The organism is Zarconia sp., from assembly GCF_057467645.1.
Genome location: NZ_JBRJXU010000147.1, coordinates 21,883 through 34,687 on the forward strand (window position 1 = coordinate 21,883; position 12,805 = coordinate 34,687).

At 49.0% G+C, this 12,805-nt stretch carries 7 protein-coding genes; 3 read left to right on the forward strand and 4 right to left on the reverse strand.

Features of this window, described 5'->3' with window-relative positions; all coding sequences use genetic code 11:
* Window positions 1–16: 16 nt before the first annotated feature.
* Window positions 17–775, reverse strand: a complete 759-nt coding sequence (locus tag AC2215_RS22305; protein ID WP_486812218.1) for an SDR family NAD(P)-dependent oxidoreductase — start codon at window positions 773–775, stop codon at window positions 17–19.
* A gap of 162 nt (window positions 776–937) precedes the next feature.
* On the opposite strand from AC2215_RS22305, the gene AC2215_RS22310 reads away from it, so the two are divergent.
* The 3 genes from AC2215_RS22310 to AC2215_RS22320 all read left to right on the forward strand — a co-directional run bounded on the left by AC2215_RS22310 (window position 938) and on the right by AC2215_RS22320 (window position 8,529).
* On the forward strand, window positions 938–1,837 hold the full coding sequence (locus AC2215_RS22310; protein ID WP_486812219.1) for an AraC family transcriptional regulator: 900 nt from the start codon (window positions 938–940) through the stop codon (window positions 1,835–1,837).
* A 399-nt stretch (window positions 1,838–2,236) separates the two neighbouring features.
* Window positions 2,237–3,181 (forward strand): alpha/beta hydrolase fold domain-containing protein, encoded by a 945-nt coding sequence (locus tag AC2215_RS22315; protein ID WP_486812220.1) that lies wholly within the window; start codon window positions 2,237–2,239, stop codon window positions 3,179–3,181.
* 206 nt (window positions 3,182–3,387) lie between these two features.
* A complete protein-coding gene (locus AC2215_RS22320) occupies window positions 3,388–8,529 on the forward strand; it encodes a tetratricopeptide repeat protein (RefSeq protein WP_486812221.1) in 5,142 nt (1,713 codons plus the stop codon).
* 280 nt (window positions 8,530–8,809) lie between these two features.
* On the opposite strand, the gene AC2215_RS22325 is transcribed toward AC2215_RS22320, so the two are convergent.
* From AC2215_RS22325 to AC2215_RS22335, 3 genes are all read right to left on the reverse strand, one after another.
* Window positions 8,810–10,276, reverse strand: coding sequence for a sulfotransferase family protein (locus AC2215_RS22325; RefSeq protein WP_486812222.1), 1,467 nt, complete (start codon window positions 10,274–10,276; stop codon window positions 8,810–8,812).
* A gap of 121 nt (window positions 10,277–10,397) precedes the next feature.
* Window positions 10,398–11,993: a hypothetical protein gene (locus tag AC2215_RS22330; RefSeq protein WP_486812223.1), complete on the reverse strand. Its 1,596-nt coding sequence runs from the start codon at window positions 11,991–11,993 to the stop codon at window positions 10,398–10,400.
* Between the two features lie 21 nt (window positions 11,994–12,014).
* Window positions 12,015–12,659: a DUF2617 family protein gene (locus AC2215_RS22335; RefSeq protein ID WP_486812224.1), complete on the reverse strand. Its 645-nt coding sequence runs from the start codon at window positions 12,657–12,659 to the stop codon at window positions 12,015–12,017.
* Window positions 12,660–12,805 lie beyond the last annotated feature (146 nt).

Below are 12,805 nucleotides of genomic sequence, written 5' to 3' on the forward strand. Positions count from 1 at the left end.
TTAGCTGCTTCTATCGTTAAAGGTTCATGCCGCCGGAAACTTCGATGCGCTGCGCGGTCATCCACTGATTGTCACCGACCAATAGGCTGGCGATCGCACCACCAATATCATCGGGGAGGCCCACTCTTCCCATTGCTGTGGAAGCGGCCACAAACTGGTTTACCTGGGGATTGTCACGCACCATGCCCCCGCCAAAATCCGTCTCGATCGCGCCTGGTGCGATTGCATTCACTGCAATGCCTCGCGGACCGAGTTCCTGGGCCATATAGCGAGTCAGAACCTCTACTGCACCCTTCATCGTTCCATAGGCGGCGTATCCAGGCAGCGAGAATCGGGCGAGACCGGAGGAGAGATTCACGATCCGGCCGCCATCTTCGAGCAGCGGTAAAAGTCGCTGTGTAAGGAAGAAGACCCCTTTCAAGTGAATATTCATTAGCGTGTCAAATTCGTCTTCTGTGGTCTCGGCAAAGGATGCATTAATGCCGATGCCGGCGTTGTTAACAAGATAGTCGAACGACTGGCGTCCCCATACACGATCGAGAGTATTGGCAAAGCGATCTGTGAAAGACTCAAATTGTGCTGTGTCACCTGTATTGAGCTGGAGTGCAACAGCGCGACCACCGAGGTTTTCAATCTTGGCCACGACCGAATTGGCCTCGTCCGAACGGCTCAGGTAGGTCAGCACTACGCCAACCCCTTTCTCGGCCAGATACAGGGCACTGCTACGGCCCAGACCGCGGCTACCGCCAGTGACAAGAGCGATTTTGTCAGTCATCGTCATTCCTAAACTGGTCATGTTCTAAATTTAGGGTTAATCCATCCAGACTACCTGCCGCATCCTCCGAAAGTTCTGCCTAATCCTCCGATATCTTGGTATTTTTACGAGCCGCGTGCATATCTTGGTCTATGTGACCGATGGACGGAAAAGGAGGCGTTTATGCAGAACCAAGATCTCATTGCCCGTGTTTGTGCTTATGCAGACCGGCACGCAGATAGCCAACAGGCCGACATGGAGTCGTATGCCACTGGCCTTGCCGGACTGACAATTTTGCGAAGCCGCAAGCCCACAGCGTTGGAGGCGGTTCTTTACAATCCCCTGCTCTGCCTAATTCTCCAGGGACGCAAGGAAACCCATTTGGGTATGCGTCGAGTAAGTTTTTCGGCGGGCGAGTCTCTGATTGTCAGCCATCAACTGCCGGTCATCTCGCGGGTGATAGAGGCAACTGAGATGACGCCTTACGTGGCGCTTGTATTGGAACTGGACATGGGTATAGTGCGCAGTCTCTACGACGAGGTGAGCGAAGTTGAGATTGAAGAGGAGCAGGCTCGGGCGCTCAACGTTGGCAAGACAGATGAGGCGCTAATCGATGCGATGGGGCGGCTCGTCGATTTGCTCGATCGACCTTTAGAGGCAAAGGTTATGCTCCCACTTATCCTGCGCGAAATCCATTTCCGACTGCTCCTAGCACGGCACGGCGGTACGCTGCGCCAGCTGCTTCGGCGTGGGAGCCATGCTGACCGCATCGCTCAGGCGATCGCCCACATTAAGCAGAACTACGCCACGCCCCTCACTGTGGCAGAGCTGGCCAGTGTTGCGGGGCTAAGTCCGTCGTCCTTTCACGAGCATTTCAAGGCGCTTACAGCTACGACGCCACTGCAATATCAGAAGGAGCTTAGGCTCCTCGAAGCCCGCCGATTGTTGATGAATGGTACACATAGCGTTTCCAGTGCTGCGTTTGAAGTCGGTTATGAAAGCCCCACACAGTTCAGTCGCGAGTATTCCCGCAAGTTCGGCAACTCACCGCGCAAAGACTTGGCCAAACATACGAGAGGGTAGTGTTGCATCAGATTTCAAAGCCCTCTGCCTATGCGATTGAACAACCTGCTGATGTCGATATCAATGAAATCGTATTTTTAGCGATCGTAGCAGTAATGATTCAGGTGTAGACTAGTCTAATCAGAATTCAATTTAAGACTACTCAAAATATCCAAGAGCAAATTGAGGCAAACTCGAACCCGTTCAACGCTCTCAATAATGGGTTGTAAGTCTCATTAAAAAAAATAAAAAACAGAGAGTAAAATACTCGAATTATAACGACTCCAGCTCAGCCAGTAATTGAAGCAAAAAAAATAAAAATAACGATCGAACGACATAATTTAAAAATCTAAAATTAAATCAAATTTTTCATATCAAAAAACGATATTATTTTCTTTGTAAATACATAGAACTTAAAATATGTTTAATCGCATTAAAATATCTTTAAAGTTTGTATTTCCTCTAATTTCATCTTTGCTCATAAATGACTCGGCGATCGCGCAGCTTTCAGATACAGCCAGATGGACGTCCACTGTCAATATGGATTACAGTATCACTCCAAATATTACTTACCTGAAGGCGAATAATGTGGAATTAAAGCTTGATGTATACGCACCACATAATATTGAAGAACCCGTTCCAACATTAATTTACTTTCATGGTGGTGGTTGGACCGGTCATGTCAAAGAAGATGCCGTCTTATTTCTGTTACCTTATTTAGAAATGGGTTGGGCTGTGGTTAATGTCGAATACCGACTCGCGAATATTTCTCGCGCACCGGCTGCCGTCGAGGATTGCCTTTGTGCTCTTCGATGGGTCATCCAAAACGCACAGCAGTATGGTTTCGATGCGAATAAACTGGTTGTCTCGGGTCATTCGGCTGGTGGTCATCTTGCTTTGACCACAGGAATGCTACCAGCAAGTGCAGGTCTTGACCGTCAATGTCCGGGTAATGAGGAACTTAATGTTGCAGCAATTGTGAATTGGTATGGTATCACTGATGTTGGAGATTTACTTGAAGGAGAAAATCAACAAACCTATGCAATAGAGTGGCTCGGTAGTACGACAGACCGCATGGAAATTGCCGAACGAGTTTCTCCCCTTAATTATGTGCGAAGTGATTTACCACCCATAATTACCATACACGGCGATCCCGATCCTAAAGTTCCATACAGTCATGCCCTTCAGCTTCACCAGGCGCTAGAACGGGCAGGAGTTGCGAACGAACTCATTACCATCCCGGGTGGTGGCCATGGTGATTTTTCGAGGAATGAAATATTGCACATCTACGGCACTATTCAAGAATTTCTCAATACCCATGTAGGGTTCGATCCAGCAGGGGGAAACCAGATAAATTCCCCTTAAATGTCCGAGCATCTGAAGTCAATACTATCTTTAATTATTGTATTTTTTTAGTTTTTTCATAAAGTTTAGAAATTTAAGGAGAATTTATTAAATACTAATTATTTCCAATAAATATATTTTTTTCAATCGGATAGATGATTCATCTATTTTATTTCAAGTATACGAGATTATTATAAAATAAAGAAACAGATCGCACCCTTGATATTATGACAAATGCAATTGATAAAACTCCAGAGCAGAAAATTATCAGACAGTCAGAACTTGAAATATCTAAGGGTAAATTCGATCGAGCCATCGAACGGTGCAAAGTCGCTTTAGAAGCCTACCCACAGTCGGCACAAATTTGTAAAATCTTGGGGAAAGCTTGGCAGGGTAAGCGAAATTTTGAGGAAGCACGACGCTGGTACGTGCGGGCGTTAAAACTGAAGCCCGATTTTGCCGAAGCCTATGCCAATTTGGGAAGCTTGGCGGCGATCGAAAAAGATTGGCAAGGGGCGATCGCCTTCTTTCAAAAAGCCATTGCCATCAATCCAGAATTTGCCGGGGCATATCGAAATTTAGCCAAAGCTTGGGAGAAGTTTGGCAACCCAGTTGCGGCGGCAGATTGTTGGTACGAAGCATTGCGATTACAGCCAGAAACTGGAAATGCCCAACGGTATTTAAAATTAGGTCAGACGTTATTTGAATCGGGGCAGGTTACCCAGGCAATTGATTGTTACCAACAGGCGATTTCTAGGGATGAAACGCTATTAGATGCCTATCAAAATTTGGGAGTTTCCCTGAAAGCCCAAGGAAGATTTGAGGAAGCGACACAATATTTAAAACAGGCGATCGGAGTGCATCTGGAGATGAACGGAAACGGGGCAAAGAAAGATATTGGGGAAACGCAAAATGTAACGCTTGCCGACAATAAAGGGATGTCGACACAAGAGCGATCGCACATATATATAGTAGAAGCCGAAACCGCGATCGAACATCGAAATTGGCAAGGGGCGATCGCCGCGAGTCGGGAAGCGTTGAAAATTCAGCCTCAAGATGCCAAGGCGTGCAAACTGTTGGGCAATGCCTTACAGCGATCGAATCAACTCAAAGAAGCACGGCATTGGTATCTCAAAGCCCTCGAAATCGAGCCAAATTTTGCCGAAGTGCGAGCAAATTTGGGGAGTGTGGCAGCGAGTGGGCAGAATTGGGAAGAGGCGATCGAATATTACCAACAAGCGATCGCCCTCAATCCCAAATTTGCCGGGGCGTATCGGAATTTGGCACGGATTTGGGAACGACGGGGGGATGCTGCCAAAGGGACTCGATGTTGGTATCGGGCGCATACCCTCGAACCCGATGCCGTCACTGCCGAGGATTGGGTGAATTTGGGCAATCGCTTGCTGGGGCAGGGTTGTGTCGAAGAGGCGATCGCCTCCTACCGACAGGCATTGCAGCGAAATGAGAGGTTAGCGGGGGCGTATCGGAATTTGGGGGTTGCCCTCAAGGGGCAGGGGAAGCTAGAAGAGGCGGCGATCTGTTTTGGCAAGTTTGCGAAACTGACGGGGGAGGGGGATACGTTGGCGGTGGTGGAAAATCCGATCGCCCATCCCTCGGATATCTTGCAACCCCAGAAACCATCCCCACAAGAGGATATTGATACCCTCAAACGTCGCGCCCAAAATTCTGGAGATCGAAAACAGTGGGAAAATGCGATCGCCCTTTACCGAGAAATCCTGCAAACCCAGCCGGATGGGGAAACCTACAAACGGTTGGGTAACGCCCTCGAAGCCACGGGGCAGGGAACCGAAGCCAAAACCTGCTACCAAAATGCCATTGCTTGCACCTACGAGGATTTGGGGAATCTTTGTGCTGCCCGGGAAGAGTGGGCGGGGGCGATCGAATATTACCGACAGGCGATCGCGATTCAGCCAAAATTGGCCGCAGTCTACCGGAATTTGGGAATGGCGTTGAAGGCGCAGGGGAAACCAGAAGAAGCGGCTGAGTGTTTTGGCAAGTTTCGGGGGTTAACGGGGGTGGATACCCTCGCGGTAGTGGAAAATTATCCTCCTCAGCCAGCAGAGGTGTTGTTACCCTCCGAGGATATCGATACCCTGAAAATTCTGGCAAATGCCTACTGCACTCAGGAGAAATGGGAAAAAGCGATCGCCACTTGCCAAAAAATCCTGCAAATCCAGCCGGATGCAGAGACTTACAAACTGTTGGGAAATGCCCTGAAAGCGACGGGGAAACTGACAGGGGCGGCAAAATGCTACCAAAACGCGATCTCGCTTCATCCCCAGTTTGCCGAAGCTTATGCCAATTTGGGTAGCTTGGCAGCAAGCCGCAAGCAGTGGCAAGGGGCGATCGAATATTTGCAAAAAGCGATCGAACTGAAGCCCGAATTTGCCGGGGCGTACCGGAATCTGGCGCGGGTGTGGGAAGAAACGGGGAACGAAGCCTTCGCAATCCAGGCGTGGGAAAAGGCGCTGGCATTGGAAGCCGATTGGGCAACCCCTGCCGAACACCTCACTCTGGGCAATCGGCTGGTGGCATCGGGCAAATTGGAAGCGGCGCGAGATTGCTACCGTTGGGTGGTGGCGGTGGAGGCAGACAATGCCCAAGCTTGGCACAATTTGGGGGAAGTGTTGGGGGCACTTGAAGCGTGGGAGGAAGCCGCAGCGGCATACGAACGGGAAATTGCCCTCAACCCTGACAATGCCGGGGCGCATCGGAGTTTGGGGAAAGCGCGGGTGCAGTTGCAAGACTGGGATGGGGCGATTGCAGCGTACCGCGACGCTTGCGAATTGCAATCGGAAAATGGGTTCGGATGGAAGCATCTCGCAGACGTACTGAAAGAAAGAGAAATTTGGGCAGAGGCAGAGGAAGCCTACGAAAAAGCGATCGCACTTTGCCCCGAGGAATTTTGGGCGCACAATAATTTAGGAGAAGTACGGCTGAAGCTGGAAAATTGGCAAGGGGCGATGGCAGCCTACGAAAAGGCGATCGCATTGAACCCGGAATTTTCCTGGGCACACCACAATTTAGGGGATGCGCGGCTGAGGCTAGCAGACTGGGATGGGGCTGCCGAGGCGTATCGAAAGGCGATCGAACTGAACCCGGAATTTGCCTGGAGTTACTACAATCTGGGGGAAGTGCGGATGCAGCAGCAACAGTGGGAGGCGGCGGTGGCGGCGTTGCAACGGGTTGCCCAACTCCAGCCGGAAACCCCCTGGCTGGCGCGAAAACTGGCGGTGGCGCTGCGGGAGAAGGCGCGGGAGGATTTAACAGAAGCCGTGAAATGGTATCGGCTGGCGATTGCCGAGGAACCGGATAATTTGGAACATTACCATCGGGCGCTGGAGTTGCAACCGAACGATACCCAGTTATATCGGGGGTTGGGGGATGCCCTGACGCGCCAGGGCAATACTGCCGGGGCGATCGCGTTTTATCAAATGGGGTTGCAACTCGAACCGGAAAATTCAGCGTTGCAGTTGGGCTTAGGTAACTGTTTGCTGAAAAAAAAAAGAGTCATAACCCCTAAAAGTTCCCCTCAAAATCCTCTTCAAAATCCCCCTCAAAACTTCCTGCAATATCGCATTGCCATCAAAACCTCCGTTCCCAATTTAGAGGTTGCCCGAGAATGGGGAGATTTTCACTTTGCCCATGCCCTGAAACGTGCTTTTGAAAAACGCGGGCATCGGGTGCGAGTGGATTGCCAGGATGCGTGGGAAAATCCAGAATCCGATCGAGATGAAGTGGCGATCGTTCTCCGGGGCAGACACGGCTACCAACCCCAACCCCACTGTCTCAATTTATTATGGCTCATCAGCCATCCCGATCGAGTTTCTCATTCAGAATTAAATCAATTCGATGCCGTTTTCGTCGCGTCAAACCCCTATACCCAGAAGTTATCCTCTCAATTACAAGTGCCGGTGTATTGTTTGCATCAATGTACCGATCCGGCAATCTTTTATCCCGATGCTTCTGGGGAAGATGCCAGACAGCATGATGTCTTATTTGTCGGCAACTCCCGCAATATTTTTCGCCCGATCGTTCGCGATGCCTTAGCTGGGGGAATTGAGGTAGCAGTGTACGGTTCTCGCTGGGAACAATTTATCCCAAAATCAACGATTCGAGGAGAATATATTCCCAACGATTCCTTACATCAAGCGTACTCGAATTGTCAAATTCTCCTTAACGATTCCTGGGAAACCATGCGGAATGAAGGGTTCCTTTCCAACCGCCTATTTGACGCGAGTGCCTGCGAAACGTTTATCATTAGCGATCGCGTGACAGGATGGACGGAGATTTTTGGAGAGGCCATCGAAACTTACACCACCGTAGAGGAGTTGCAAGAGAAAATTAACTATTATTTAACCCATGAAGCGGAACGTCAGAAAAAGGCACGAAAAGCTAAAGAAATTGTTTTAGCCAACCATACCTTCGAGGGACGAGTTGAGTTTATTTTGGAGGTGATGGATCGGCTCAGGAGCAAAGCAAAGCACGAGCCGATCTATCCGGAAAACCCGATATCTCTATACTATCAAAAAGTCGAGCTATTGTGCGATCGAGATGGGAATTTAAAACCTTTTAGAGAAAAATTGGCACGATCGGAAGCCGGATTGAAAACCCTGGCAACTCCAACGAACCCGCCACTGGTTTCGATTATCATGCCGACGTTCAACCGCCGCTACATCATCCCGGAAGCGATTCAAAGTACGATCGAACAAACCTACCCCAACTGGGAACTGTTAATCTGCGATGATGGTAGTACCGATGGGACTCACGACGCCGTTGAAAAGTTTCGCGATACTCGAATTCGGTATTTAAAACTGTCCAAAGCGAACGGTTCCGTTGCCCGAAATACGGGCTTGAAGCGAGCAAATGGGGAATACATTGCCTATCTCGACTCCGATAACATTTGGCATCCCCAACACCTGCAAGTTTGTGTCACTTCGCTGATCGACGAACCTCAATTTAAATGTGCCTATACCTGGGCGATCGATTCAGAATTTGAAGCAGAAAACTGGCACCTGAAAGGGACATATTGTCAACCTTTCAACTACGAAAAACTCATCGAACGAAATTACATCGATCTCAATAGTTTTTGCCACCATAGAAGTGTCTACGAAACCTGTGGTGGATTTGACGAGAATTTACTGCGGTTGCAAGATTGGGATTTAGTACTGCGATACCTGTTTGCCTATGCACCTAAGGCGATTGAATATTTTACGGTGTTCTATCGTCGCAATCTGGCTTGGAAACAGGTTACTAAATTATACGAAAAGACGAATATGCGCGAGATTGTTCGGAAGAAGACAATCGCGAATTTTGGGAAAAATTTCATGGATAAAACCAGACCTTAAAATGGGGTAAAATTGTCAGATGAAAATACGTCAATCAAGTTAAATTTGGCTTAAATTTTAATACTGAAACAAAAAATAACTCAACTTACCCAATAATGCAAAAAATTAATACCGATGAAAGAGAAAAGAAAAGATGAATGACTTAAATTTAGAAACTATCGAACAAGAATTAGCCCGAACTCAATCGACGTTCGAGCGCGCTCAAATCTTTCTAAAATCTAGACAACAGGTCGAACGCAATATATTAATTACGCCAACGCCGAACATTAATAAAAATCGATTAGTTAACCTTCATCAATTCGAGCAATCGCTGCCAGGATTCGGACGAAACGAGGGATTCGACATCAAATGATGTTCCGGCTTCCCGTGCAAAGTCAGTAAAACATTCCAACCAATTTAAAATAAGTTCAGATCGCGAAATCTCAGAATACTCCATAGACTTTTGCAAGCACCGTACCATTTCCTCAAAATTGCGATCGCCGTAGGCATGCCAAGCATCCCAGACCAAAATGCGATATTCAGTTTGGTCGAAATCGTGAGTTTCAAGGGCGATTTTCTCTCTTCGTTCCCATCTTTGTAACGCGAGTGCTTGGTGTTCGATTTTTTCGTGCTTGCGTTTAATTTCGGCTTCGGTATGGGTAATAACGGTCTGCATTTCTTCAAGAACCGTTTCTAGCTTCTGGATTTGCGTTTGAGACTGTTGCAGTAATATCTCCGTTCGATCGAGCTTTTCTTCCGTTGTTTCAAGCGTCTCTTCCAGATTTTGTAAAGTCGCTCTCGACTCGTCCAATTCTCGATCGATTTGTACTTCTCGTGCTTGGGTTTCGGCTAACTCTTTTTCGAGCTGTTTAATTTTGAGCTTTAATTCATGGCGATGCGATCGAAACTGAGTATTTTCAAATTCCAATCCGCGATTCTCCGCCCAGTCTTGTAATGCCCATACTCGGTAGGGTGTCGCTAGCAATTGCTCTTCCCAAACCCGTGGTGGCGCATTTTCGGGATACCATGCTCTCGCGTCGAGTTCTCGATACAGTTGAATCGCTTCGGGGAAATAATGGTTAACAATTGATGCCCGATATTCTGCGGCACTTTGAATCGAGAGTAAACTAGCCTCGTAAAGATTGGTATTAGGCGGATTTAAATTTCGATCGAACTTTTGATTAATCCCCTCGACGTACTCGGATGGATTGCCAGTAATCCCATAAATACTCGCCAGCCAACAGCGTTGGGGAAACCGATTGTAAAAACTGAGAATGAGGCGATTGTAATGCAGCCACAGCTTAATCGCTAAATCGGGATTGCGCTGAAATGGCTTATCTTCCCGCCGACGATAGAGAGAGTCGATCGCTTCCCAAGGCGCGCGATAGATAAACAGAAATTGAGCCTTCGGTAGCAGGTTTCCCCAAAAGTCTAAAAAGAGCGTCGTTCGCGGTTCCTTCCATCCCCAATTTGGGGCAATTGCATTGCGTTCGACAATTTCCTTGGCCACCTCCACAAATCGATCGTCCACCTCGATCGATTCTTGCAACGTCCATCCCTTATCGGTAATTTCATGCGATCGCAATACCGCTTTGTGGAAGTCGAGAAAATCCAAATTCTCGAAATACCCTTTCACGTTACTTTGATTGCCCGCCATCAACTGCCGCCCGACGTGCAACCCCGCACTTTGGAGGAGGGAAGCCGTCAGAGAACTTCCCGATCGATGCATACTGGTAATAATTAAGGGCGAAAAATGTTCGAGTTCCATCGATTCTATGTCGTACAGTTCGTGGGATTGAAAATTCGAGCGGTGACTTGAAACCGCACGCCCGGTCACTCCATACCCCACACCCTACACTCACCCGACACAGTTTTATCCAGAACTGACGTTACTTACCAGACTGAGGGCCATCTTCTCGGGCGGCAATCCCAGCTTTGCGTAAAGAATTGGTCACTCTCTGAATCCCTCCAGACTTACCCAGATGCGACTCGGCAAAAGCATTGCTCGTCAGCACGTTCCTCGACTGGCTGCCATAGGCATAGTTTCCCGCGCTATCCTTGCCTCCGTAATACGCCTTTCCGGATGTGCGATGAGAGCTGTAGTCCGCATACTCCGTTCTGCCGTACCCATAAAAATCACTACCGTAGTATCGGTACCAGTAGTTGTAACGGGGATAGAACCGCCAGTAATAAGACCCACTCGAGTTCTCCTCCCACTCCCCGTAATTGCCATCGTCCACGTAAGCCATGCCCGCCGGAGTCGGTTCTTCAAACCGATCCTCCGCAAAGACACCAAAAGGCTTCGATTCAAGCGTCATGTGGAGATTGGGTAGATTCTCGACATAGAAATCTTCGTCCACTTCTTCCCAGTCCGTCGTGGTAATGTTGCCGTTACGTTCCTCATCATAGCGATGGTAGTACCGGATATTCCAATCGGCGATGTAGTACTCGATTTGGTTACTGCCACTCGACTTATGAAAAACTGCACTCTTCGGTGAGATTCCCAGTTCCTCCAGAACCCGAGCGTCGGCTTGCGCACTCATGCTACAAGCGCCATAACCGCTGCATTTGGCAATGCGATCGTCACCCATCTCCAACGCCTCAAGAAAGACCGCCTCAGACACCTCCACCAGCCCTCCACGACCGGTTTGCTCCCTAGAGTCGGAGTTATCATCCCACTCACTCCAACTTATGGCAACAAAGTATCTGAGCTTCATATCAACCAGGACGCGGGTGTAACTTTCATCGAGAGACTTCAACGCGGTAGCGACGCCCAACTCCTTTGCCTGCCCTTGGGCGTTGAGGGTCTTGAGTTTGTTAAAAGCATCGAGGAGTTGGGCGTAGTCTGCATCTCCCCCATTGTCGTGCTTTTGCAGTTGCGCCTCCAGGGTATTGCGCTGAGTTTGAGCCTCCGTCGCCGCCTTCTGCATGGGGGCAACGCGAGAGGCAATATCTTCGGCGCGTTGGGGATGATTCTCCCGCGCGCGACTGGCCAGGGCGGAAATCTCGTTATTTCGGCCGACGATCGCATCGTAATATTGCCCGTAGGTCGAACCGATGTCCTGCGCCTGCTGGCGAGCCGCAACGATCGCCCGACCGCGAAGAATGGGTTGTGTTGCGGCTGAAGTCGCCACGTTGAGGGTGCGTTGGACGATGGCGATTTCAACGCTGAGAGATTCCGTTGCATTGCGATCGTTCTTTTTCAGCAGCGGTTTCACCGTCTCGTCGTATTGAGTTCTTGCCTGTTCGATCCCCTCGCGGGCAACGGTAAATTGATTCGACCATTGCTCCCGTACTGCAATCGGCTTCAGCCACGGTTCCTCCTGAAGCAGAGTCTCGTATATCTCTTTAGCTTTGTCGACATTCGGCAGCTCGGTTTTTATCTGTTCCTCAAGCTGGCCGGCACGTTGACGGGTCTCGTGGGGGATGCCGCAACCGGTCGCAAGCATCACCATAAAGCCGCAGGCTAGGATAAATTTCTTCATGTTGTCAACCTCAAAACCTTCTCAAAACCGTTCGTACGAACTATGACTGAAGACCACTCTCCCTTCGTTGGGGTAACTGTGAACGGTCTTCAATTCAAATGCTTCCGGGGAGGAGTTCCGAATCCTCAGGAGAACCAACGTGACCGGCTGGCGATCGAGTTGTCTGTCCCCTTCGCTCGCCGGGAACTCAAATGCAAGACCGGCCTCTGTGTTGCCATTGGCTTGTTGAATTTGTGCGGCTAAACGTTCTACTGTCTCCTGGCATCCCATCTCATCCCAATCTTGGCACCAGACTTGGAAACGATAGGTGCCTCGAGCCAATTTTTGGGATACCCGAGTCAAAGAGCCGCTCAAATCGAGAGATCTCAGTCGAGCGAGGGCATCGGCCTCTGGTAACTCCAGGCAAGCGAGCACTTCCGCGATCGCTCGATCGTCGGGAAACCGAATACTCATAAAGTGGCTGGCTCCCAAAATGCCAATGGTCAAACACATAGGTTGACCTTTCGTGGGGACGACCAAATCGATCGTCGAGATCGGTTGGAGCACATCCAAATCTGGAGTTCCACATAGAAGCGAATAACACAATCGGGTCGATGAAACATCTTGGTACGGTATACCAATCTGGGTTGCCGTCTCCATTTTTAGAGTAGTTCGCACCGGTATCATGACAAATTTTCAGTTTTGGGGAATGGGGAATGGGGAATGGGGAATGGAAAAAACCTATTTCTTCAATTCGTATAAATAAACCAGTTTGCATTGCAAATTAATACCCTGAATTCATGAAAAGTCAGTCCTTCCTCGATTGATTCGAT